Genomic DNA, 25,494 nt, shown 5'->3' with positions numbered 1-25,494 from the left:
ACAATAACTTCATAATAATTATTGTGTTTTTACGGTTACTATATTAAATACTAAACTATGAAATTTGCAATAATAACAATGTTTGTATTGCTTGCTGCTGCCTGCAGCAACAGTGATGATACAAACGGCAACGGCAACGAAAATGGCCGTAATTTTAAGCAGGACATGCGCGATTATGTAATAGGTATAAGCCAGGCAGCAAAAGCATTAAACCCTAATTTTGCTGTAATTCCGCAAAATGGTATTGAGCTGGTAACCACTAATGGCGAAGATGATGGCACTCCTGATACTGCTTATCTTAGCGCTATAGACGGTAACGGGCAGGAAGACCTGTTTTATGGTTATGATAATGACGACCAGGCTACAAATAATGATGATACAGCTTACCTGCGCACCTTACTTAACATATCTAAAAATGCAGGCAATACCATTTTAGTTACCGATTATACATCGACACCATCTAAAATTACAGATTCTTATTCTAAAAATGCTGCTGCCGGCTATGTATCTTTTGCGGCTACACACCGTAGCCTTGATAATATTCCGGCGGGTACGCCCCGTAATGTAAATGCTGGCAACATTACATCGTTAAGCCAGGCAAAGAACTTTTTATACCTTATAAACCCTGAAGGTTATGCTACCAAAGCAGCTTTTATAAATGCGGTTACGGCTACAAATTATGATGCTGTTATAATGGATTTGTTTTTAGAAAACGAACAGTTTACTGCGGCTGAAATTGCACAGTTGCGCAATAAGGCTAATGGTGGTAAACGGTTGGTTATTTGTTACATGAGTATAGGCGAAGCCGAAGACTACCGTTACTACTGGCAGGATGGCTGGGCAAATAACAGGCCCGACTGGATAGCTGCCGAAAACCCCGACTGGCCGGGTAACTACAAAGTGAAATACTGGAATGATGAATGGCAGGGCATTATTTATAAAAATACAGATTCGTACCTTAGTAAAATAACCACTGCCGGGTTTGATGGTGTGTACCTTGATATTATTGATGCTTTTGAGTATTTTGAAAACTAATTAATGGAAAAATTCAGGACTAACGGTTTTTACCTTTTAACGCTTTTTGGCTTTATGGCCTTTACCACGCCGTTTATAAAATATCCGTCATCGGTAAAAATTACAGATGCAAATCCGCTTTATATACACTATGAAAAACTTAGCGGGATAGATATGGTGTGGGAATCTGTAGCTGTACTTTTTAATCCTGCCGATAAGCTATATGAGGAAAGTGGTATAGTATCGGGCATTGTAGCTTTGCTTATTGCAATCGTACTGTTAGTGCAGTTTGCAGGAGTAGTATTTAAAAAAAGAAACCTCATTTTTTATTCGGCAATAGTGCTGTTCGCAGCATTTTTAGTCAACCTTATGCTATTGGCAAAAGAGGGATTTGTAACCGTACGGTGGGGGTATTTTATTTACCTAATAATAGAGGCTGCAATTATATTGCTGATTCCTTTTGCATCAAAGAAACAACCTAAGAATAATTAACTAAGGTATTTTTACAAAAGTACAGGTATCTTGCAAGTTTCCTTTCATTAAGTAGTAGTTGGTAACTATATTAATATTCTAATGTGATGAAAAAATATCTCATGGTGTTGTCTGTATTGATATCGGCTGTATGTCAGGCTCAAAATTGTGCACATACTAGTTTGTCTAAAAACCTCGATTTTACTATTTCTGTAAAAAGGTTTAAAGTTAACAATCGAAATATAGACTCATGTAAAATTACCGTTGAAGTTAAGCATAAACTAAGCCCAAAGAAGCAAATTATCAATTTTAGTTCCGGGTATATGTTTAGTAATGATTTTACAGATTGTAAAGACGTTAGATCTTACATTACAGGTATCGGCAAAAATGCGGAGGTTTTAGATAATGCTTATGGCGATTTTATTGTAGCAGATTTTAATTTTGACGGAAAGGAAGATTTTGCTGTAAAAAATGATTCGGGAGGTAACGGTGGACCATTTTATAATTATTATTTACAAGATACAAAAGGCATTTTTGTATTAGATTCTTTTTTAACCAATACCATGATATATTTTCCAAGTATAATAGATAAAAAACATAAAACACTCGTTACCTTAGTTCACGCCAATGCTGTAAGTGTCAGTGAAAGTACTTACCAATTTACTTTCGAAACAGGAAAATGGAAAGAAATTAAAAATAGGATAATTAAAAATTAAAACTGATTTTACAGAAGAATATTCATTGGCATCTGAGCCCCGGCGGGGCGATATGTTTATAGAAATAAAACAACCACACTAATAAGGGTTCCGATTGAGCAGCATAAATTGTACAAATTTGCGGTTGTTTGTTTGCATGTCGCTCCGCCGGAGCTCAAGAGTATAAGGTATTGCATGATGTTATGTACATGCCATTCCTCCGGAACTCATGCTTCTGCCTTTTGCTTAGATATATTATGCATCAGAAAATCAAATGATCCACTTTACATTACATAATACGATTCCGGTTTAAGAGGTTCGGGTACATCATTTTCATTTAGCAATTGCTTAATATTTATTTCGATGGTACGGGCTATCTGAGTCATTGATGTATCTGTAGGGCGGTTGCGGAAAGGGTCCTGCATGTGGTAGGCCGTTTTTTCGAGAAGGAAAAACACTAATGAAACAATCATAAGCAACGGAATTTCGTATGCCAGCATCACATTTTTTAACCCTACCGAAAGAATAATGACAAACAGGTAAATGGTAAAATGCAGGTAAAGGCGGTACGTAGTAGGGAATACAGTATTATTAATACGCTCTGCCATACCCATACTGTCAGAAAATTTTACGCAGGTAGTGTTTATCTGCGCGTGCAGGTAATCGCTTATCACACCTTTTTTATGTATCTCTTTTACTTGTAAAACATTAAGTTGTAATATCCCTAAGTGTTTGTTAGAATGGTGTTTTAAAGCTGCCATGTCAGTATCAGATAGAAACTCATCACAATTTTCTAAGGGCGGTAATCCGCGCAGTGCCTGCCCTAATGAGTAGCACCATGCTATTTGCCGGTAAGCCATAATTTTTATTTCGGCAGGAGCGTTGTCGCCGGTAATAAATGCCTGTAGCTGCAAAACAAAACTGCGGGAATCGTTTACAATGGCTCCCCATACTTTGCGGGCTTCCCACCAGCGGTCGTAACTCTGGCTCATTTTAAACGATAGCAGTACAGATATTGCTGTGCCCAGAAATGTGGCTATTGTAAGCGGCATGTCGGGAAGGTAGGTAAAAAATTCTTCGGTTAAAAAATGAATGATAATACCCAGTGCAAACACAATGAGCATTTCGTATTTTACCTTAAAAAAAATGTACGAAAAAGGCAGCCTTTTATCTATAAGCATAAATGGTATTTTACTAAATTATTAAGTATGCATTAAAAGTAATAATTGTGTGTAGTTGTGGCAAGGCATTGGGAAAAGTATATGTATTTTTTATAAAATTTTTCACACAAATGTAGTGAACTATCTATAAATTTATAAAAATATTTATTGATGCTGTATTAAATATTTGGCATATAATTAATACGCCCTTATATGGTAATTTCAGGATAAGTAAGTAACTTAGGAGAACGGAAAAACGCCTATAATCTTTACAAAATATATTGCCATGGAATATTCATTTAGTAACCAGAAAAGAGACGATGCCTTAAACGCATTGTCTTATGAAAAGGCTGCCGCCGAAATTGAAAACGACACAAAACAAACGGAAGAGCTTTCCTGCAGCCTGCAGCTTAAAAATCTTTTGATTACAAACTTAAAACTGCTGAAGTTTAATGATATAAGTGCTATACTTTTATTTTAACCGAATTAGCATAGTCGCAAGTGACAAAGTAACTAAGTTGAAGCTATAACTTTGGATCTTTGCGACTTAGCTGCTTTGTTAACTCCACAAAAAAACACGAACCAAAAATAAAATATGTTATGAATAACGACCCTAAAAAAAATAGTGACGAAGCATCAGATCATGCAGAACATCTTAAAGCAAAGCACCACGCTAAACACCCGCTTAACGAAAAGCATGAACAGGATGCCGAACCGGAAGATACCGATAAATACCTTGCTTTAGAGCAGCCCGGCGTAGAATATACCGAAGAGGTAGACAACACAAGAAACTCTGACCAATTGGATTATAATAACCCGGGACAGAGTGAGGAGTGGAGTGAAGAAGGTGGCAACAGCAAAAACTCTGATGCCTTTAATCAGGATGATTACATTCTTGATGATAACATAGACCTTGATGAAGATGAAAACCAGTCGATATCCAGCGACGATGAAGATTTTGAGGAAAGTAATGAACGTTATACTACGGAATAAACTCTTTATTAAACACATACAGCATCCCCAATACGATAAAAAGTACTGGGGATTTTTCTTAAAATCATACCTATGACAGGGAATTCTAAAATTGCTATTTATGGCGCAATGGCGGCTAATGTTGCCATTGCCATTGTAAAGTTTGTGGCAGCATCTATAACAGGAAGCTCGGCCATGATGAGCGAGGGCATACACAGCGCGGTAGATACCGGTAACTCACTACTCCTGCTGCTGGGCATGAAACGCAGCCAGCGCCCGCCCGACAGGGGGCACCCCTTTGGTCACGGAAAAGAAATTTACTTTTGGTCTCTCATTGTAGCTATACTGGTGTTTTCGCTTGGTGGTGGTATGTCTGTTTACGAAGGTATAAGCCATATACAGCATCCGGAGCCTATAAAAGACCCTTTTTGGAATTATGTAGTTTTGTTATCAAGCATGGTTTTTGAAGGTGCATCGCTCGTTTATGCCATACGCGAATTTAATAAGACAAAAGGTAAAAAGGGTTTTTGGGCAGAGGTTAGCATGAGCAAAGACCCAAGCCTTTTTGCTGTAATTTATGAAGAAAGTGCTGCCATAACCGGGCTCGTTATCGCGCTTACCGGTGTGTTTTTAGGGCATTATTTTAATAACCCCATATATGATGCCGTTGCATCTATGCTTATAGGAGTTGTGCTTATTTTTGTTGCCATAAACATGGTTAAGGAAAGCCGCGGACTGTTAGTGGGCGAGAGTGCCGACTGGGGTATTGTAAAAGGTATCTACGACCTTGTTAATGCCAACCCAAAGGTTAAAACGCTGTTCTATCCGCTTACAATGCACCTGGCGCCAAACGAGGTACTGCTCGCGCTTGATGTAGAGTTTGATAAGCTCATGACGGTTGATGAACTCTTTAGCACCATTACCAAACTGGAAGACCAGATTAAAAAAGCCTACCCCGATGTTAAGAAAATATACATTGAAGCAAAAAATTTTGAGGGCAGGGATAAGCCGTGGCTTAACCAGGAAGATGCTGTAGATTAAAGTAAATTATAAGATATTAGATTACCGGTTTGTAGACAGTAAACTTTCAGCTTTGTAATTTGAGATTTGTTTTTTGGAATTTAAATCATCGGAACATAAATATCAAACTGTGCACCGTTGCCTAACTGACCTGTGGCAGTAATAATACCGTTGTGGTTGTCTACTATTTTTTTTACTATGGCAAGGCCTATGCCCGTACCTTCAAAACGGGTACGGTCATGCAGGCGCTGAAAAACCTCAAATATCTTATCGCTGTATTGCTGGTCAAAGCCAATACCGTTATCGGCAATGCTAATGTGGCAATAGTCAATATCCTGGTTAAGCTTAGGTACATTTAAAGTAGCACCTGTGGCTATCCTGCTGTTTATTTTTATAATTAGCGGCCGCTCTTTACTTTTAAATTTTAGTGCGTTGCCTATAAGGTTGTACAGCAATTGCCTAAACTGAAAGGGTATAATATCTGCCCGGCACATTTCGGCAGCCTCAATAGTGGCATGCGTCTTTTCTATATCTTCATTCAGGTCCAGCAAAACCTCGTCCAGAATACTGTTCAGGTCGGTATTTTCCAGTTTACCATCTGCAACATTAGTGCGGGAGTATGCAAGAAGATCGTTTATAAGGGTTTGCATGCGCTTTGCAGCATCCTGCATACGCTTAAAATAGTCCTGGCCTTTAACAGATAAATTAGCTTTTTCTGTATCAATAAGAATAGAGCTTATCGTCTGAATTTTTCGCAGCGGTTCCTGCAGGTCATGGCTGGATATATAAGCAAACGACTCCAGCTCTTTATTTAGCTTTACTAACGATTTATTGTTTTCTATCAGTTCTATAGTACGGTCTTTAACCTGTTTTTCCAGTTTATCTTTAAAGGCCATTTCCTGCTCCAGTTTAATCTCGTTTTCCTGGGCGGAATATAGAGCATTAAGGTGAAACGAAATAAGGTCGGCAAAGAGGCTAAACATTCCGGTTATTGCAGGCGAGCTCACAATATGCGGGTCAGGGTCTATGGCGCATAGTGTACCAAAGAAAGTGCCATCGCGGCGCATTATGGGCACAGATATATAACTCTGAAAACCGTATTGCTTAGGTGTATGGTGGTCGTAAAACTGAGGGTCCTCGTCTACATGGTCTATAGTAACCGCCATCTCATTTTGCCGTATCTCGTTACAAATAGTGGTCTTAATTTCGAGCTCATCGCCTGGTTTAAGGCCAAAGCCTATATCATCGCGCACGCTGCAGGTAACCCAATGCTCATCTGTAACGCGGGCAACGGCTGTAAAACCCATACCCGTAGTTTGGCATATAACATTAAGGATAGTTTGTATAATGGGAATTTGCCCTATATCACTGATGTCTTTCGAAAAATCCTTCTTTATAGTTTCCATTATTTATCCCTAATATTTAATTTATAAAATTAAATATTTTTCCCGATAATTTATTACATTAAGTACAGTTTATAATTTTTTTATCCCACTATTAAGTCTTAGCCATATTTACTTGTTATTAAATGCATTTTGCCCAATACCCATCGCCTATTGCTCATTGCCCATTGCTCATTGCCTATTGCTCATTGCCTATTGCCCATAGCCTATTGCCCATTGCCTATTGCCTATTGCCTATTGCCTATTGCTCATCGCCTATTGCTCATTGCCCATTGCCAATCTTTTTTATCTAATAATTGCTCTTTAACGATAACATTACGCTCTTTATCGACACATTAGGTGTTTAACATAATCTTGTAAGTTTTGTGTATTATTTTGTAGTTAAATTAGTTATGTATTAGGTAAATTTACTTTTTACCGCATTATAACCTGTTCATAAAACCCTTACACTATGAAAAGGAATGGAGATATAATTATTATTGAAGACGATCCGGATGACTGGGAAATACTTCTTGAAGCATTTGGAGAAGTTATTGATGAAAATAAATTTAAAAATCGCGTACTTATTTTTGAAGACAGCACCATGGTTGTAGATTACCTTCAGGAAAGCAAGTCTGAGATTTTTATGATCCTTAGCGATGTAAATATGCCGCGCCTTAACGGGTTTGAGCTTAGGGAAAGCATATATAAAATTCCGTCGTTGTGCAAACGCTGCATGCCCTACATTTTTTTAACCACCGGCATTACTAAAGAGCATGTTACTAAAGCTTTTGAATTGCCTTTACATGGTTTTTTTGAAAAACCCACCAGTTTTTCAGATTATAAAAAACTAATTTCCGACATTATTTTGTACTGGAAAGTGTGCCTCGCACCACAATAGACCTTTTAGATTGTTAGATTATTTGATTATTAGATGGTTTGATCTTTAGATTTTACTAAACGATTTTTTTACAACCCTGCCTCTTACAATCCCAAAATCTAAAAATTAGCTACGTATAATTACGCACTATAAAAATTCAGGTAATTGTACGCTATGCCGGGCAGTGGTATTGTAGCATCTTTGTAAAGAACCAACCAACATTTATTTATGGCAAACTTTACTACAGCAACTTTAAGACATACCAGCATTTGGAACATTCCGGAGGCTATTGCGGTTACTGTAGTTGGTTTTCCTGATAACGTGCCCTTTAGATGGAATCAGGGCTACGAGCTGCTGCACTTTATAAACCGTTACATGGCATATAAAGGCTGGCAGGCTCCGCAAACATTTCAGGCAATAGAGTCGGCAATAAAAACCCGTTTGCCTTTTACCGCAACTACCCACAATGATGTTAAGAACTGGCTCGACGCAAACTTTAAACGATAATGGATACACTTACTTACATGCCCCGCTTTACTAAAACTAATTTATTATACCAATACCAGTGGCCCGGCCGCAACACAATTATTACGCCTACTTTTAAAGATGAAGACCTTATAGATGTTGCCAATGGCGACGATGTGCTTAATTTTATTAACCGTTTTTTTGCAGTACATAACCTCATTAGCCAGTCGAGTTTTGAAAGGCTGGAGTATTTAATAAAACACCACCTGCCTATTAATGTTAATACCCGTAAGGAAATTACTGCCTGGATTAAAAAAAACTGGGACCGCCAGTTTTATAACTAAATATTTCTGTGTACTTTTTTGAGTGGAATGCCCTTCGAGAAATCGAAGGGTTTTTTGTGAAAATACCTATTAGTGGGTATAGGATTGATCGTTAAAATGCTGTTAATTTGGTTATTAATTCGCTAAAAGAAAGCGCTTGTTAAATTGAAAAATATAAATTATGATATGGTAAATTATTCGTCTTGGCCTAAGAAAAAGATAAACACGACATCTTTAAGATTAGATTTAAATAATCCGAGGCTATCGGACTTTACAAAGAAATTAAGTCAAGCTGAAATAATTGACTATTTAATTGAGAAAGAGAAAATTTATCAATTGGCAATGGATATTGTAACCAAAGGATATTTTTTAAATGAATTGCCTATCGTAATAAAAGAAAAAGAAAAATATCACGTGTTAGAGGAGAGGGTAATAGAAGAGTTTCAGCATCTAAAATCTTACTTAATCCTGATTTAATAAAAAGCGCTACCAAAAGGAAAATTATTAAAGAACGGCTCAAATTATTTGATATATCAATTATTCAGCGGTTAGAGGTTATAGTTGCTCCATCAAGGGAGGAAGCTGATACTATGATTGTTAACCGACATACGGGTGGTTCAGCTGTTGAAAAATGGGATAAAACTAAGCAAGATAGATTTTTACATAATAGATTTATTGCCGGTGAATCAGTTGATTACATGGCATCAAAATTCCCTATTCCGAAGGGTGAAATTAAAAGTTCTCTGAAAAGATATAACGTATATAGTGAACTTTGTAAATTGGAGTTAGATGATGACATAAAAAAAGCAATCTTAGATGAAACGACATTTAGTATGACTAATATTGAGAGGGCATATCAGTATAAGGATGGAATTAATTTTATGGGATTTGAGTTTGACGAAAATGATTTTACATTGATAAAAAAATTGCCAAAGGATGAATTTGAAAAAAGATTAGAAAAAATAGCAACTGATGCCGTTAAAGGTGTAATTAATTCAAGGAAACTAAATGACGAAGATGATAAGAAAAGATATTTCGACAAATTAAAAAGTTCGAAGGAATTCAATTCAGATATCATTCCTGACAAAAAATATAACGATGAATATCCTGTAGAAGATATAGTGGAAGAGAAAGAAAATGAGCCGAACAAGCCAATTAAAACTCCGAGGACTAGAAAATCTGTAACAAAATTGATGCAGCAAAATACGTATCTTGATACGGGTGTCGCAAGAATAGACGAAATTTTTTATGAATTGAAATCTCTTAATTTGAAGTCAAATCCTAATTCTGCCGCTGTGCTTTTTCGAAGTTATTTGGATATGCTGACGTACCAATTCTTAAAAAAATCAAAAGGGTTAGAAGCGATTAAACTCGAAAATATCGAAAGATTAAGAGTGGAAAACGATAAAAAGTTTAATAAAATTAAATTAGAGTTAGATAAATTAAAGATTATTTTTGCCGAAATTGAGGATAGTAATTTGAGAAAAGCATTTGGTATAAACGATAGCCTTGATCGAAATAAAGAAATACCATCTTTAAAATTTATGCTTTCCCATATTGTAGCATCGACTACATTAATAACAGATGATAAATTGCATCAGGCATTAAAGGGTTATGTTAGAAATGACATTAAAGTTTTAGGTCACAATGATTTCAATTTATTAGTCCATAATGAATATTACACAGCAGATGCAGAAGAACTGCAAAAAGTTTGGAATCAGGTTTTTCCATTGTTAGAATATTTTGTAATACAAATAAAGTCATGACATACAGTCCCTTAAGATATCCGGGTGGAAAATCATCTTTATATGATTTTTTAAAAAAAACTATACAAGAAAATAATATTATTGACGGTATTTATATTGAACCATTTGCGGGTGGTGCCGGTGCGGCTTTAAAGTTGCTTATGTTAGAAGATGTGTTTCAAATTCACCTAAATGACAAAGACGAAATGGTATATAAATTTTGGTTTTCTATACTAAATCACACAGAAGATTTTGTTAAGCTCATTCAGAATTGTGAGATAAGCATTAATGAATGGAATTATAGGCGTGATATTCTTCAACAATCTTCACTTAGAGAAAGTTTGTCCGACTTAGAAATAGGATTTACAACATTTTATTTAAATAGATGTAATCGATCGGGCATTATGAAGGCAGGTGTGATAGGGGGTATTCAACAAGAAGGTGATTGGAAATTAGATGCAAGATTTAACAAATCGGACCTTATATCAAAAATCAGGAAAATTGCATTATATAAGGATAGGATAAAAATTTATAATAAGGACGCTGTTACTTTCCTTAAAGAAATTGAGAATAGTAATATTGATAAAGATGATTTACTCATATATTTAGACCCTCCGTATGTGGTGCAGGGTGAAGGGTTATATAATATTTTCTTTAAAGAAATTGATCATATTAATCTTTCTAAGTATTTACAAAAAAAGACTTCGAGCCATTGGTTAGTTTCATATGACGATAACCCACTAATTCATAAAATATATAAAGAAGTTAATAAAAATATATTTGAGTTCAACTATTTTGCAAATAAAACGAAGGTTGGAAGAGAGTTAGTTATTTGCAGTAAAAATTGTAAAGTTCCCCAAAGCTTTGTGCATTATTCAAGAGCTAAGATTTTACCGCAGTTGATTGCTCAAACTATAGCTGTATAATAATAGCTCCCGCTAGCGCGAGCCTCAGGCTCGTGCCGGCAAAGCATTTAATTAAAACTTATAGTGAACCAGCGTGACACTTGCGCTAACAGAACCTGTAAACCGTAAAGTTTGTTAATGATCTATTCTACTATAATTTTTATATTTACCACATGAGCCGTAAATATAAGTTTGGAGAAAAAGAAGGAGCTTACTTTATAAGTTTTGCAACTGTAAACTGGATTGACGTTTTTACAAGAGACGATTACTTTTCCTGTATTACCGACTCGCTTGACTATTGCAGGAAAAATAAAGGAATGGAAATTTATGGTTACTGCATTATGCCAAGTCACATACATCTTATATTCCGCTCGGCATTGGGCGATCCATCTGGTTTGATAAGGGACTTTAAAGGTTTTACTTCCAGAAAATTAATTAAGTCAATAATTGAAAATGAACAGGAAAGCCGTAAAGAATGGCTGCTTTGGATGTTTGAAAGGGCAGGCAAGAAAAACAGCAATGTAAAAAAGTACCAATTTTGGCAGCAGCACAATATGCCTATAGAAATTTGGTCGTATAAAGTATTCGAACAGAAATTAAATTACATTCATAATAACCCTATCGAAACTGGTTTTGTTACCGATGCAATTGACTGGAAATATAGCAGTGCAAGAAATTATGGCAATAACGATCATACAATTCTTGAAATTGATTTGTCATAATAATAGTGTGTGCACGAGCGTGACGCTCGCGCCAGCGCACTCCATGGTACCAATCAATTTGCTATCGCGAGCCTCAGGCTCGTGCCGGTACGGAAATATAGCAGCGGAAGAAACTATGGCAATAATGATCATACAATATTAAAATTGATTTGTCATAACATTAGTATGCGCACGAGCGTGACGCTTGCGCAAGCGTACTCCATGGTACCAATCAATTTGCTGTCGCGAGCCTCAGGCTCCTGCCGATAAGTAATATAGCAGCGCAAGAAATTATGGCAATAATGATCATACAATTATTAAAATTGATTTGTCATAACATTAGTATGCGCACGAGCGTGACGCTCGCGCAAGCGTACTCCATGGTACCAATCAATTTGCTGTCGCGAGCCTCGGGCTCGTGCCGATAAGTAATATAGCAGCGCAAGAAACTACGCAATAACGATCATACAATTCTTGAAATTGATTTGTCATAATTAGTATGCGCACGAGCGTGACGCTCGCGCCAGCTTACTCCATGGTACCAATCAATTTGCTAGCGCGAGCCTCAAGCTCGTGCCGGTACGGAAATATAGCAGCGGAAGAAACTACGCAATAACGATCATACAATTCTTGAAATTGATTTGTCATAATAATAGTATGCGCACGAGCGTGACGCTCGCGCCAGCGTACTCCACGGTACCAATCAATTTGCTAGCGCGAGCCTCAGGGCTCGTGCCGATACGGAAATATTGCAGCGGAAGAAACTACGGCAATAATGATCATACAATTATTAAAATTGATTTGTAATAACATTAGTATGCGCACGAGCGTGACGCTCGCGCCAGCACATCATATTATCAGTCAATTTGCTAACGCGAGCCTCAGGCTCGTGCCGGTAAGATATTTAATAAGCATATCAATCGTAGCAGGCTTTTTTGGAAACTTTAAGATATATCTCCCAACAAATCTGCATAATGTTGTAATTTAACAAGTGTTTGTATCTCTTAGCTTTAATTAAAAATTGAAGCCATGAATTTACAGGGAGAGATTATATTGATAGACGACGACAGCGACGACAGGGAGTTTTTTGAGATAGCGTACAACGATCTTAACTGTGTCAACAAGCTAAAGAAGTTTGCCACCTCGCAGGATGCCATAGACTATCTTAGAGACCCCAAAGTGCGGCCTTTCATGATCGTGTCAGACATTAATATGAATACTACCAACGGCCTGGAGCTTAGGGAAGTTATTTTTCATGACGAGGAGCTGCACGAAAAGTGCATACCCTACATATTTATGACCGGCGGCGAAAACCCCATGCAGGCCAAAGAAGCTTATAAAAAATCTGTTCAGGGTTTCTTTGCAAAAAGAAACAGTATGGACGAATATAAAAAGTTGCTTTCTTATATTATAAATTACTGGCAGCACGCTATACCCGATTAGACAATAAGTAAGAGGCAATATGTGCGTCGTGAATTTTTGTGCCTTCTTTGTGTGCCTTTGTGTAATAGCTAAACTGTTAAAGCAAATACATTTTCCATAAAACTACTGCAACCCTTTTTGCAGCAAACGCATTCCTATAAAACACAATAAAAATCCCACCGCAAACTTGAAAAATTCAGGGTGGGAGGGAAGGCATTTTTTTCTGATATTTTATAAGAAAATACACTGTAAACTGGTATACATGCCCATTTGGCCAAAAACCGGGTTTTCGCCCGTTTTTGTGCACAAACGTGTAAATTCCGGTTCGGGACTGTCCGCGGCATGTTCGTATTTACCATTACAAGGGGTAAAATGAAGTGCTTTTTTTTTGCTAAATTATTATACACACTTTTTCTTACAGATTTTACGCTGTCTTTTGAACCCGTTTTTGAGCGTTACTTTTGTTATTTGAAAATTTGCTATTTGAAATTTTTTAAACCGTTTATGCCTGAGCAATTTTGGTCGTCGCAATTACCCCAAGACAACTCTCCGGAATGTTGAATGCATCTGCCAGTGGCACTGCATCCTGACGTATTTCCCAGCATAACTGGCTTACGAGTTTGCGTATAGCTTTTGTTTTAACACCTTCCATATAGCCCTGCTCTAAGTACCATGCCTTATGCTGCTCTATTTTGTTAAGCGCAAACAGATTATAAAGGCGGGTTAATACTTCTTTAAGTGGTTCATCTTCAGTCTCCTGTATCTTAATCTGGAACTGTTCCAGCACCGCGCGGTCCAGGTATGAATCAGCTATCTGCAGCATGTGTGGGTGCATAATATTGGCAGCATCAAAGGCATCAAGGCCATCATCAACCAGTTTTTTAAAGCGCCTTGCACCACTGCTTACTATCTCACGCTCACGGTATTGAAATGCATTTAAATGAAATGCGGCATCTTTTAAATGGGTTTCGTCAACATTGCGTGTAGCAAACGGATTCTTCTCAGCCACAACTGTTTTGGCCTGTCCTACAACGTAATTAAAAATAGTGCTAACACTCATCCCGCTAAACTGCTTACGGTATTCGCTTAACCTGTTTTTAGCTGTAAGTTGCATTAATACAGTATTATCGCCCTCAAAAGTGGTGTAAATCTCGGTATCATTTTTAAGGTTATCTATACGGTTTTCACTTAGGTAACCCTTGCCGCCACAAGCTTCGCGACACTCTTGCAGGGTGTTGCGTGCATTCCAGGTAGAGTAAGCTTTAAGGCCGGCTGCAAGAGCTTCTATTTCCTGCATTTCTTCTTCTTTACGATTTACAAAACGTTTTGTAAGATGTTGTAAAGCAAAGGTTAACGCATAACTGTTAGCCAGGTAAGGCATAAGCCTTAACTGGTGCATACGGTAGTTTAAAATAGGTACTTCCTGTCCGCCCTCAGGGCCAAACTGCCTGCGCTTATCGCTGTATTTTATAGTAGTGGCAAGCCCGGTTTTGGCTGCCGCGAGTGCCGACCTTGGGATGCCTATCCTGCCACCCACAAGCGTACCTAACATCGTGAAAAACCTACGGTTATCGCTTGGTATTGGGCTTTGAAATTCGCCACTTTCGCTTACGCTGGCAAACCTGTCGAGCATATTTTCATAAGGAATAATTACATTTTTAAAAGTTATAATGCCATTATCAACACCATTTAATCCCATTTTATGACCACAATCTTCAATAACAACTCCATGATATGCTGATTTGTCTTTATTGCGTATGGGGGTTATAAATGCATTAACGCCATAGTCTTTGCCATCTATAATAAGCTTGGCAAAAACGGTTGCCATCTCGCCGTGGTTTGCCGCATTGCCTATGTATTCTTTGCGGTCGTATTTTTCTGGGGTATTTATGGTAAAAGTCCTGTCTTTATGGTTATACGTAGCCGTAGTGTGTATGCCTTTTACGTTGCTGCCGTGGTGGGTCTCGGTCATGGCAAAACACCCGGGCAGGGCAAGCGTGCCCACATCTTTAAGGTATTTTTTATAGTGTTTTTCTGTACCCAAGGACAGTATGCTCATGCCCCAAAGCCCAAACTGTACACCAAATTTAATTACTAAGCTAAGATCATGATAACTAAGTGTTTCCATGATGGCAAAGTAACCTTCAATATCGTTTTTACCGCCCTGTGCTACCGGGTAGGCATAGCTACTAAGGTCGTTATCTGCAAGGATCTGGCACCAGTGCAGTACCTTTTCGCGGTATTCTGTAACATCTGTAGGGATGTCCAGTTTAAATGCTTCACTGCCTATTAAAGCCTTAACTTTATTAATAATTTCGGCCTGGCTGCCGTCAAGCAAGGCAGTCATTTTTTGCACATTAAAACTCTCAACGGTATTTTGGCTGTGGGTAAGTGTGGTGGTTGTCTTTCTAAATCCGGCTATAACTTCGCTGCCCATTAGCCCAAGGCCAGCCTCAAGCTGTGCGAAAACGGGGCCTGTTTTATTAATTTCATCCTCGGTAAAGGTGGGCCTTTCGGCATTAGCAATAAGAAAACCTAATTCGGTGAGGTTATTAATATTGGTAGTGCTTTTCAGGGTGCTGTCAATTTTTTCTTTCCAGTGAAAAAGCTCCAATCTTGAAGGTGGTACGTCAAAATTGATTTTCGATTTCAGGAAAGTCTTTTCGGCTTTGGTAAGCCATTCCTGAGTATTTATAAAATTTGACAGTGCATCAAATTCAGTTTTTGTAAGTACATCATCCTGCCAGGCAAAATATATAAAAGGTAGTAAGAGAGAGAGCTTTGGGTCGGTAGAAAAAGTAATATCCATGTTGCGTTATTTATCAACATAAAAATAAGCAATTACTTTGATTTTCTAAGTTACAAAGTCACAAAGTAGCAAAGTTTTCTATGTGTCTTATACTCTGCGACTTTGAAATTTCGAACCTTTGCAATACAATTAAAGAATTCCCTCTAACCTTGCATGCTGTAATAGCATAATTGTTTTAGCATCTTTAATTTCACCTGTACTAATCATGTTAAAGGCTTTATTAAAAGGCATTTCCAGCACTTCTATATTTTCGTGTTCTTTCTCAAGTCCACCACCTTCGCCTGTTTTCATGGCATTGCTGTAAGCGGCTATAAAAAAATATAATATTTCTGTAACGCCACCGGGCGACATGTATACTTCCATTACTTTTTTAACATCAGTAAGCGTATAGCCGGTTTCCTCCTGTGTTTCACGTCGAATGCATTCTTCGGGGTCGTTTTCATCCAGCATACCAGCACAAGCCTCAATCATCATGCCTGTAGCGTTCCCATTTACATAAGTGGGTATCCTTAGCTGGCGTGTAAGTATAACCGTGCCTTTTGCTATATTGTACAATAAAATAACAGCACCGTTGCCACGGTCGTATGCTTCGCGAACATCGGTATAGCTTTGTCCGTTAGGCAATGTATGTTTATATTCTATTTTATGTAGTTTACCCCAATTGTCAGATAATATCTTATCTGATAGTATTGTTACAAAATCTGGCATTATATCATTGTTTTCAGCAAATATAGTAAATGATATTTTATTAAAGATAATAAGTTAAATTGTTGTATTTGATGAGTATAACACTACACATACGCCTCTAAGTATATGTTTTACTATAAAAAAGTTACGAAAGCCATAATCGTTTTACTATTTGTATTTATATTATCGATACTATTATGTAAAGCGGTAACGGGTAATATTGGTGCGGCCTTTAGGCGCGTGAACTTCTACAATGCTGATTATAACGGTGCGGGACTATAGTATCTTGGCTTCAGGATTCCGCTCCAGATTTTTTTACTTATACAGGTATTTTTATTTTATGTTAATAATTTGTAAAAATTCGAGTATTAATTATAACAAAATATAATTAATATGTTGCATATTTGCCTTAATGATAATAGTGGTACTAATTTTTAGGCATGTTTAATTTGTTTCGAACCCTTATTAAATAAGCAGGCCATTATTGCACAGCAATCTATCATATTTGTTTCTTTTTAGATACAGACTAAAAAATAACTCAAATATGGTTTTACGATTGCACACAGTAATTAGCCCGGGCAGGAGTTTTTTGCCCGGGTTTTAATTTGTAATCTATTATAACTTATAGTGTAAGTGCCTTTTAAGTTTATGCCTGTTCTATATTTCTTAACACGGCTATTGGGCTGCTTGCCATTCGCTATATAAAAAAGTATATTTACGGCTGTTTATTTAGCTTATGGAAAATGTTACTATAATTATAATGCTTTTATTTGGTGTTGCTTTTTTAAGCATACTAAGTAATAAATATAAATTTCCGTTCCCTATTGCGCTTGTGCTCTGCGGTGTTATTATTAGTGTAATACCGGGATTGCCCATTGTTAGTCTTAGTCCGGATGTTGTATTTATAATATTTTTACCGCCACTATTATATCGCGCCTCCTGGAATACAAGTTGGCATGATTTTAAGGCATCGATAAGGCCAATAAGTTTTGCTGCCATTGGGCTTGTATTCTTTACAACCATTGCAGTGGCCATAGCTGCACACTGGCTAATTACAGATATTAGCTGGCCTTTGGCATTCCTTATAGGGGCCATTGTATCTCCGCCAGATGCTGTTGCTGCAACATCTATTACAAAGGGGCTTGGGCTTAACCCGCGCCTGCTTACCATTCTGGATGGTGAAAGTCTTGTTAACGATGCCAGCGGGCTTGTAGCTTATAAATATGCCCTTACCGCCATTACGCTTGGTAATTTTGTACTGTGGGAAGCAAGCCTTAACTTTTTTGTAGTTGTTGCTGCCGGCGTTTCTATAGGTTTAGGTATGGGGTATATTATGTACCTGGTACACAAAAAATTTGTTTGCGATCCTATTGTAGAGGTATCGTTAACGTTCCTTACACCTTTTGCGGCTTATTTACTTGCAGAGCATTTTCATTTTTCGGGCGTGCTTGCAGTAGTAACTACGGGTTTATATCTTTCATTCAGGTCGGCGCAAATATTTACACACCAAAGCCGTATTATGACAACAACCGTATGGGAAGTGGTAGAATACATACTTAATGGTTTGATATTTATATTGATAGGATTACAGCTACGCCAAATTATGGAGGGGCTTGATGATTACTCTAATACATCTCTTGCAATATGGGGGCTATCTATAAGTTTTGTAGTAATTATTGTACGCTTTTTATGGGTGTTGCCTGCTACTATGCTGCCAAGGATTTTAAGCAAACGCATTCGCGAAAAGGAAGCTTTTGATGCCCGTAATATGATTGTTTTTGGCTGGGCGGGCATGCGCGGTGTAGTATCTATGGCAGCTGCGCTGGCGTTACCGCTTACTTTACCAGACGGCTCTGCATTTCCGCATCGTAATCTTGTTATCTATCTCGTTTTTTGCGTAATACTTTCTACGCTAATAGGCTTAGGGCTAACATTGCCATGGCTTATAAAGATATTAAAAATAGAGCCTTACTCTATTTATGCAGAAGAGTATGAAGTGCGTAACGTAGTAGTGTCTCAAACCATAGCGCATATAGAAGATAACTTATCGCTGCTGCAGGACGATTTGCTAAACAATATAAAAAATAAATATGAGGTAAAGTTTAACCGACTGCAACGTACAGATTTACCAGCTAATTTTTTTGGCAATGGCGAAACACTCTCTGCCAATATATTTAATGAATTTACACGACTGCAAATAGACCTTATAAATGTAGAGCGCAAAAAGATCGAAGAGATGCACCGTAGTGGCGAAGCTAATGAAGAAATTTTACGTAAAATAGAACGCGAGCTTGATCTTGAAGAAACGAGGCTTAATATGGATATGTACGAGGGGTAAAATTTTGTCGCAGTTGCAGTGCCTGGTCGTTGGTTTCCCTCTCCGTCAGACAGATGCTGGGTGAAAGAACTAAAATGTTGAGTGAGAATCTTAAAAATGTGTCCATAAAGTATTCTAATGATTAGATTATCAAACGGTACTTTCTCTAATGCATTACCACACTATCGCCATCACTGCTTTCTGCTAAAACTTTAATATTTCTGCGGCCTGTAAGTAAAATCAGTAACGCTATAATGGTACTGCCTGCCATTATAACTACCATGGGTACCATAGATTCTTTAACAAATATGCCCACGATCATAGATGCAATGGCACCAAGGCCCAGCTGCATAGCACCAAGCAGGGCAGAGGCGCTACCGGCATTTTTAGAGAATGGAGCTAATGATAAACCTGCAGTATTAGGATTTGTAAGCCCCAGGCAGCCTAAATATAAAAACAACATACCTATAGTTTCATACAGGCCAAGCCAGTTATTAATTGCTGCTACAAGAAATGCAAGGCTTATTACGCATTGCAATGTTAATCCTATATAAACCAACTGTTCACTTTTATACCTTTTTAGCAGTACCGAATTTAGCTGGCTGGTGCCAATAAAACTAACCGACATAAAGGCGAATATCCAGCCGTAACCGGTTTCAGATACTTTAAATATATCCATAAACACAAGGGGAGAACCAGCCACGTAAGTAAATAATCCGGAAAATGCCACCGCGCCCGATAGTGCATAGGTGTAAAATTGGGGGTGTGAGAGTACCGTAATAAAATTAGCAATAATAGGTTTAGGCTTTAAAGATATTGATGGATCTGCCTTATAGGTATTGGGCAGCCCAAAACGTGAAGCCATTAAAACAGCAAACCCCATTAATGCCAGTATTATAAATATGGTATGCCACCCAAAACCGGCAATTACATAGCCGCCTATAGTAGGTGCCAGCATTGGCGAAAGCCCCACAACAAGCATAAGCAGCGAGAATACTTTAGGGCTGTCCTGCACCGGGAAGAGGTCGCGCACCATAGCCATAGAGGCTACTGCTGCGGCACAGCTGCCCACGGCCTGTATAAAGCGCAGTGCTATAAAAGCATCAATATTTGTAGTTACGGCACAGCCTGCAGATGCTAAGATATATACGGCAAGACCTATATATAAAGGTTTTTTCCTGCCAAAGCGGTCAAGCAGCGGGCCATACAGCAATTGCCCTGCAGATATGCCTATAAAGTAGCTTGACAGTGATAGCGACACTTTGTTTACCGTAGTATGCAAGTCTAACGCTATGGCTTTAAAGCCCGGCAGATACATATCTATAGAGAAGGGACCCAGTGCAGTTAGAGAGCCAAGTATAAGTATAAGTGTAATGTATTTTTGTTTATCCACAGTATTTTTTATTTAGCTGCAAAGGTACTATTGTTATGTAATAGTAGATATACAGGCTTGCATTATTTAAATTTTAAATAATTGCTCAGTTTTTTAATTGTCAACGCACTAATTTTTAAATTATTTATCATAATTAAGTGTTAATATGTGGATATAATGTATATTTTAGCTGCCAAATGATATACCAACCATGAAACGTTTTATTACCTTGTTGCTCCTGCTCGCATCGGCAACTAATTATGCGCAAAAAAGTATCGACCCCACCACCGACGATATAGCACTTGCAAAAGAATTACGGCTTAAATATGCTAAAAGCGATGTTGCCCTGCTATTTAGTAAGGAGGTTGTAACCTTTGATATTAACGCGGGCAATGTTACTGTAAACAATAATGTAAAGGAGCGGTTAATGAATATTAACCATCGTGCCGACATTCATAAATACGAGTTTTACGACAGCCAGTCGTCTATAGAAAATTTTAGCCTGAAATACCGTAACGATAAAACGGCAAATTTTTATGTGCGCGATGAGTTTCATAAAAGCAATGACCTGTTCTTTGCCGATAGCCGTGTAAAATATATGACTGTAGACTTCCCTGTGCAGGGCTACACGTACAACTATGAACTCGACAAAAAATATAAAGATGTAAAGTATTTTACAAGCATTTATTTTCAGGACGAATATCCTATCATAAAAAAGCAAATAACCCTTACCGTGCCCGATTGGCTAAACCTTGATATTAAAGAATTTAATTTTGAAGGGTACACCATAAAAAAAGATGTAGTAAAAGAGGGTAAAAATACTATTTACACCTATACCCTCGAAAACGCAGAGCCTATGAGCGAAGATAAACAGGCTCCCGGCCCGTCGCTTGTTTACCCGCACGTACTGCTTATTGCAAAATCGTTTACTAAAAACAGCAAACAAATAACACTCTTTAGCGAAACAGCCGATTTGTATAAATGGTACAAATCGTTAGTAGATGGTATACAGGAAAATCCGGCCGCACTAAAAGATAAGGTTAAGGAACTTACTGCCAATGCTAAAACCGACGATGAAAAAATAAAAAATATTTACTATTGGGTTCAGGACAACATTCGTTACATAGCTTTTGAGGATGGCCTTGCAGGTTACAGGCCGGAGGCATCTCAAAATGTTTTTGCCAAGAGGTATGGCGACTGTAAGGGTATGGCAAACTTAACAAGGCAAATGCTTAAGGAAGCCGGGTTTGATGCGCGCCTTACCTGGATAGGTACAAAGCACATAGGCTATAATTACAGCATACCATCGCTTAGTGTAGATAACCACATGATATGCACATTGTTTAAGGACGGTAAAAAATATTTTCTTGACGGTACAGAAAAGTATAACTCGCTGGGCGAATATGCCGAAAGGATACAGGGCAAAGAGGTAATGATAGAGGACGGCGATAAATATATTATTGAGAAGGTTCCGGTGGCTGCATCAGCGCAAAATAAAGAGACTTATACCGGTGTCTTTCATATAGATAATGAGTCTTTAGTAGGTACCATATCGGGTAATATGCTTGGCGAAAGCCGTGCTTCTTTTTTGTATGGTTATAATAGCATAAAGAACGACAGGAAAGAAAACTCCCTGCAATATTACCTTTCTCATGGCGATAATAATTTTGCAGTGTCTAACGTAGTAACGTCAGATCTTGCCAATCGCGACAGCAACCTTACGCTGCAATATAATGCTACGCTAAAAAACAAGGTTTCCTCCTTTGATAACGAAATTTATGTAGACCTGGATTATGAACAGGAGTTTAGCGAGTATGATTTTAAAGAACGCAAAACCGATTTTGAGTTTGATTATAAGAGAGAATATGAGTCTGTTACTACACTACAAATACCTGCGGGTTATAAAGTAACAAGGCTGCCGGAAGCATTTAAAATTGCTAATGATACGTATGCTATAAACGTGTCTTATGAACAAAAAGGTAACGATATTCTTTACAAAAAACATTTTTTAGTAAAATCTGCCACTATAAAAAAAGCCGATTTTGTAAACTGGAATGCCTCTGTAACAAGCCTTAAAAATTTATACAACGACCAAATTACCTTAACCAAACAATAAATGAGAATTGTAACATTAACGTTGCTGCTTTGCGGCACGATAACTTTTGCCCAGGATAAAGCAGAAGTAAAAGAACTATTTTGGGGTAAAGATGACCCCGCTAAAAAAAATATAACCGTACCCGAAAAGTGGAAGAAAGAATCGGCTGTAGTAATTTACAAAAACGAAAATTACGATTACCATAAATATGGTACGAGCGTAACGTATATTTCATCAACAAGAAAAAGGATAAAACTACAGGATCAGGCTTCTGTAAAAGAGTTTTCAGAATTTTCGTTCCGTGAGCGTTTTTTTTCAAATAAGGCTTATGGCTGGAAGAGAGGTACCAATACTATTGGAATTAAGGTAATTAAACCCGATGGTACAGAAAAAGAAATTGATGTAGATGCTGAAGCTATAACTACAGACCAGACAAAAAAAATTGCCATACCTAACCTTGAAGTAGGCGATATTATAGACTTTTACTTTTATACTAAGGAGCCTTTTAAAAGCTTTGATGCCTTTGGGTTTGATCCCGTTGAGACTACTGTTGCAGATAGTTATCCTATTATGGATATGAAGCTTACGCTTAAAACAGAGAATGACTTTTTTATAAACTTTAATACCTATAATGGCGCCCCCGAACTTATGGAGGTATCGCCGGAAGGCAGCAGCGAGCGCCGTTATGAGCTCGTGGCTAACGATGTAGAGAAGAACGATTTTCCAAGATGGTTTTACCCATTGGTAGAGCTGCCTTGCTATAAATTCCAGGTATACTTTGCACGTTCCGGCAAGTTTGAGGAGAGTGCCGGAGGTTTTTTGCCAAAGAAGGAAAACATTATTAAAAAAAATGTTTCTACAGATGATGTACTTGCCTATTATGATGGCAGGTTTAAACCTTACGGAAACCTTGGCGATATAAAAACCTACCTTAAGGAGCATACCTTTACCAGCGACGAAGAAAAGGTTAAGCAGGTATACTATTACACAAGGCACCAGTATTATACACGCTTTGTAGAGGCTTTTGTTGTTAAAGAGGCTAAAATTATGTATCCATGGGAATATTATGGCATGCCGGTATTTTTTAATAGCGAGGAAGAGTTTATTAACCACTTTATGGCTTTTCTTAAAGACCAAAAATTAGATTATGATATTATTGTGGCCACACCACGAAACAACGGCCCTATAAAAGATTTGCTGCTTAAAACCAATATAGAAGTATTGCTTAGGGTTAATACCCAAAACCCCGTTTACCTGCAGTTTTTTACACCATACACCAATGCCGACCAGGTAAAATTTTTAATAGAAAACAGCGACGCTTATGCCTTAAAAGTATCTAAAGGAAAAAAGGTAAGCGATATAGAAACGATAAAACTGCCGGTGTCTACTCATAAAGATAATCGTAGTGAAAGGAAACTTGATGTAACTTTTTCGGCAGATTTCAATACGGTTAATTTAATCAGGGAATCGTCTTTATACGGGCACCTTAAAGATGCCGACCAGGATGACAAGATGTACTTTTTTGATTACGTAGCCGAGGATTATGCTAAATACGGTACCAAGTCACTACTTGATTATGTAAAGAACAAAAAGAAAAAAGAACAATATACTAACGAATTTGATGCCCTAAAAAATAAATTAAAGGAAAAGCAAAAGAAAGAATTTAAGGAATCTATAGAATCTGAATTTGATTTTACGGTTGAAGACCACACACTTGAGGTTACTGCAACAGGGCGTTTTGGGGCGGGTACACCTTTTTCTTATAACGAGAAATTTACGGTAAAAGACAAGCTTGTAAAAAAGGCAGGTGCTAATTATGTTTTAGAAGTAGGTAAGCTAATAGGGGAGCAGGTAAACATTGAAGAGAAAGATAAAAAAAGGGCTAATAACATTTATCAGTCATACCCGAGAGCTTACAACGAAGAAGTTATAATTACTATACCAGACGGTTATACAGTAAGCGGTTTAGAAAAGCTTAATAAAAAAGTTGAGAACGCTACCGGCGGGTTTGTAAGCACAGCTACGCTAACCGGTAATAAACTTACTGTAAAAGCTACTAAATATTATGCAACATATTATGAGCCTGCAGCAAACTGGAAAGATATAACTGCCTTTATAGATGCAGCCTACCAGTTTACCCAGGAAAAAATACTTTTAAAGAAGAATTAATCTTGTGGGTTAACTAATAAAAAACGCTCCTGAAACATTTGTTTCAGGAGCGTTTTTTATTATGTTTAAGATGTATTATTCTTCTGTTCCGGTATGTTTTTTAGGAACGTTAAACAGCAGGCAGGTAATAATAGGGATAAAGAAAATGGCTACCGTTAGTACAGATATGCCAATATCTGCCGCATGGCTGCCTAAAAATTCGCTAACCTCACTCTCGGGATAAAAATGTTCTATTAAAGATAAAGTAAGTTTTAAACCTAAAATGCCTATAACTATAAATGCCGCAGTTTCCAGGAAAGGGTATTTTTCCATAAGGTTAACAAACCACTGTGCAATAAACCGCATAGCAAGTATACCTATAAATACGCCTATACAAACCAGTATTATATTTGGTGTAAAGGCTACGGCTGCAAATACATTATCTATAGAAAATGCCATATCCATAAGTTCTACAAGGCAAACTGTGGCCCAAAAGTTACCAAGCGAACCCACAGTTAATTTATAAAGCCAGTTGCTTTCCTTATCTATAGTATCATCTTCTTCTGTTTTTGTTTGTTTAGATTTATACCAGTCAAAAACCAAATACAGCAGGTAAAGCCCGCCTATGGGTTTTAACCACCATATTGTAATTAGCGCCGATGCAAATATCATGGCTATACCCCTAAAAATATAAGCGCCCCATATACCAAATTTTAAGGCACGATTGCGTTGCTCTTTAGGTAAATCCATTACCATAGTGGCCAGTACTGCGGCATTATCTACAGAAAGCAGGCTTTCTATAATAATAAGATTGCCTATAATGGCCAGCGATGTGCCGGGATGGCTAATAATGTCCTGCCAGAGTGTACTAATGGTTTGTAAAATCTCGTTCATTTCTTAAAGGTTGTTTT

At 37.6% G+C, this 25,494-nt stretch carries 23 protein-coding genes; 17 read left to right on the top strand and 6 right to left on the bottom strand.

The genetic code is table 11. The annotated features are described in order from the left end of the window. Positions 1–57 precede the first annotated feature (57 nt). From F565_RS0115635 to F565_RS22910, 3 genes are all read left to right on the top strand, one after another. Positions 58–1,035: an endo alpha-1,4 polygalactosaminidase gene (locus F565_RS0115635; protein WP_020214182.1), complete on the top strand. Its 978-nt coding sequence runs from the start codon at positions 58–60 to the stop codon at positions 1,033–1,035. Between the two features lie 3 nt (positions 1,036–1,038). After that, a complete protein-coding gene (locus tag F565_RS0115630; RefSeq protein WP_020214181.1) occupies positions 1,039–1,506 on the top strand; it encodes a hypothetical protein in 468 nt (155 codons plus the stop codon). Between the two features lie 86 nt (positions 1,507–1,592). Further along, positions 1,593–2,201, top strand: a complete 609-nt coding sequence (locus tag F565_RS22910) for an XAC2610-related protein (protein ID WP_154652627.1) — start codon at positions 1,593–1,595, stop codon at positions 2,199–2,201. Positions 2,202–2,464: 263 nt separating this feature from the next. Here the strand turns inward: F565_RS22910 and F565_RS0115620 are convergent, their stop codons facing one another. Continuing rightward, entirely contained in the window at positions 2,465–3,361 is an 897-nt protein-coding gene (locus tag F565_RS0115620; protein ID WP_020214179.1) for a bestrophin family protein, read from the bottom strand. A 265-nt stretch (positions 3,362–3,626) separates the two neighbouring features. Here F565_RS0115620 and F565_RS0115615 point away from each other — a divergent pair, with 265 nt between their 5' ends. The 3 genes from F565_RS0115615 (at position 3,627) to F565_RS0115605 (ending at position 5,353) form a co-directional block, all read left to right on the top strand. After that, the gene (locus tag F565_RS0115615) at positions 3,627–3,821 is read left to right on the top strand and encodes a hypothetical protein (protein ID WP_020214178.1); all 195 of its coding nucleotides are present in this window, start codon (positions 3,627–3,629) and stop codon (positions 3,819–3,821) included. 119 nt (positions 3,822–3,940) lie between these two features. Continuing rightward, positions 3,941–4,333 carry a hypothetical protein gene (locus F565_RS0115610; RefSeq protein WP_154652626.1) on the top strand — a complete coding sequence of 131 codons (393 nt, stop codon included), beginning with the start codon at positions 3,941–3,943 and terminating at the stop codon, positions 4,331–4,333. 72 nt (positions 4,334–4,405) lie between these two features. Beyond that, entirely contained in the window at positions 4,406–5,353 is a 948-nt protein-coding gene (locus F565_RS0115605; protein ID WP_020214176.1) for a cation diffusion facilitator family transporter, read from the top strand. A gap of 80 nt (positions 5,354–5,433) precedes the next feature. On the opposite strand, the gene F565_RS0115600 is transcribed toward F565_RS0115605, so the two are convergent. After that, positions 5,434–6,738, bottom strand: a complete 1,305-nt coding sequence (locus tag F565_RS0115600; protein ID WP_020214175.1) for a GAF domain-containing sensor histidine kinase — start codon at positions 6,736–6,738, stop codon at positions 5,434–5,436. A 448-nt stretch (positions 6,739–7,186) separates the two neighbouring features. Here F565_RS0115600 and F565_RS0115595 point away from each other — a divergent pair, with 448 nt between their 5' ends. The 8 genes from F565_RS0115595 to F565_RS0115560 all read left to right on the top strand — a co-directional run bounded on the left by F565_RS0115595 (position 7,187) and on the right by F565_RS0115560 (position 13,176). After that, positions 7,187–7,615: a response regulator gene (locus F565_RS0115595; protein ID WP_020214174.1), complete on the top strand. Its 429-nt coding sequence runs from the start codon at positions 7,187–7,189 to the stop codon at positions 7,613–7,615. Between the two features lie 207 nt (positions 7,616–7,822). After that, positions 7,823–8,101, top strand: coding sequence for a hypothetical protein (locus F565_RS0115590; protein ID WP_020214173.1), 279 nt, complete (start codon positions 7,823–7,825; stop codon positions 8,099–8,101). Beyond that, entirely contained in the window at positions 8,101–8,403 is a 303-nt protein-coding gene (locus tag F565_RS0115585; protein ID WP_020214172.1) for a hypothetical protein, read from the top strand. The genes F565_RS0115590 and F565_RS0115585 overlap by 1 nt, the downstream gene beginning before the upstream one ends. Positions 8,404–8,547: 144 nt before the next feature. Beyond that, a complete protein-coding gene (locus tag F565_RS0115580; protein ID WP_026300093.1) occupies positions 8,548–8,859 on the top strand; it encodes a hypothetical protein in 312 nt (103 codons plus the stop codon). Positions 8,860–8,972: 113 nt separating this feature from the next. Then, positions 8,973–10,148, top strand: coding sequence for a hypothetical protein (locus F565_RS0115575; protein WP_020214170.1), 1,176 nt, complete (start codon positions 8,973–8,975; stop codon positions 10,146–10,148). Then, on the top strand, positions 10,145–11,053 hold the full coding sequence (locus F565_RS21800) for a DNA adenine methylase (protein WP_020214169.1): 909 nt from the start codon (positions 10,145–10,147) through the stop codon (positions 11,051–11,053). The genes F565_RS0115575 and F565_RS21800 overlap by 4 nt, the downstream gene beginning before the upstream one ends. A gap of 152 nt (positions 11,054–11,205) precedes the next feature. Further along, positions 11,206–11,754 (top strand): REP-associated tyrosine transposase, encoded by a 549-nt coding sequence (locus tag F565_RS0115565; protein WP_020214168.1) that lies wholly within the window; start codon positions 11,206–11,208, stop codon positions 11,752–11,754. A 1,008-nt stretch (positions 11,755–12,762) separates the two neighbouring features. Continuing rightward, complete coding sequence (locus F565_RS0115560) at positions 12,763–13,176, top strand: response regulator (protein ID WP_020214167.1); 414 nt, start codon at positions 12,763–12,765, stop codon at positions 13,174–13,176. 481 nt (positions 13,177–13,657) lie between these two features. On the opposite strand, the gene F565_RS0115555 is transcribed toward F565_RS0115560, so the two are convergent. Continuing rightward, on the bottom strand, positions 13,658–15,964 hold the full coding sequence (locus F565_RS0115555) for an acyl-CoA dehydrogenase family protein (protein WP_020214166.1): 2,307 nt from the start codon (positions 15,962–15,964) through the stop codon (positions 13,658–13,660). A 129-nt stretch (positions 15,965–16,093) separates the two neighbouring features. Next, complete coding sequence (gene nudK, locus F565_RS0115550; protein ID WP_020214165.1) at positions 16,094–16,672, bottom strand: GDP-mannose pyrophosphatase NudK; 579 nt, start codon at positions 16,670–16,672, stop codon at positions 16,094–16,096. Between the two features lie 715 nt (positions 16,673–17,387). On the opposite strand from nudK, the gene F565_RS0115540 reads away from it, so the two are divergent. Beyond that, positions 17,388–18,989 carry a Na+/H+ antiporter gene (locus F565_RS0115540; protein ID WP_020214163.1) on the top strand — a complete coding sequence of 534 codons (1,602 nt, stop codon included), beginning with the start codon at positions 17,388–17,390 and terminating at the stop codon, positions 18,987–18,989. Positions 18,990–19,134: 145 nt separating this feature from the next. Here the strand turns inward: F565_RS0115540 and F565_RS0115535 are convergent, their stop codons facing one another. After that, positions 19,135–20,361, bottom strand: coding sequence for a multidrug effflux MFS transporter (locus tag F565_RS0115535; RefSeq protein ID WP_020214162.1), 1,227 nt, complete (start codon positions 20,359–20,361; stop codon positions 19,135–19,137). A 190-nt stretch (positions 20,362–20,551) separates the two neighbouring features. On the opposite strand from F565_RS0115535, the gene F565_RS0115530 reads away from it, so the two are divergent. Together F565_RS0115530 and F565_RS0115525 are read left to right on the top strand one after the other, a co-directional pair. Continuing rightward, positions 20,552–22,456: a transglutaminase-like domain-containing protein gene (locus F565_RS0115530; protein ID WP_020214161.1), complete on the top strand. Its 1,905-nt coding sequence runs from the start codon at positions 20,552–20,554 to the stop codon at positions 22,454–22,456. After that, entirely contained in the window at positions 22,457–24,604 is a 2,148-nt protein-coding gene (locus F565_RS0115525) for a DUF3857 domain-containing protein (protein WP_020214160.1), read from the top strand. Between the two features lie 75 nt (positions 24,605–24,679). On the opposite strand, the gene F565_RS0115520 is transcribed toward F565_RS0115525, so the two are convergent. After that, positions 24,680–25,477, bottom strand: coding sequence for a TerC family protein (locus F565_RS0115520; RefSeq protein WP_020214159.1), 798 nt, complete (start codon positions 25,475–25,477; stop codon positions 24,680–24,682). Positions 25,478–25,494 lie beyond the last annotated feature (17 nt).

This window comes from Flavobacterium rivuli WB 3.3-2 = DSM 21788 (genome assembly GCF_000378485.1).
Lineage (GTDB): Bacteria > Bacteroidota > Bacteroidia > Flavobacteriales > Flavobacteriaceae > Flavobacterium > Flavobacterium rivuli.
This window is presented reverse-complemented; position numbering and strand designations above follow the sequence as displayed.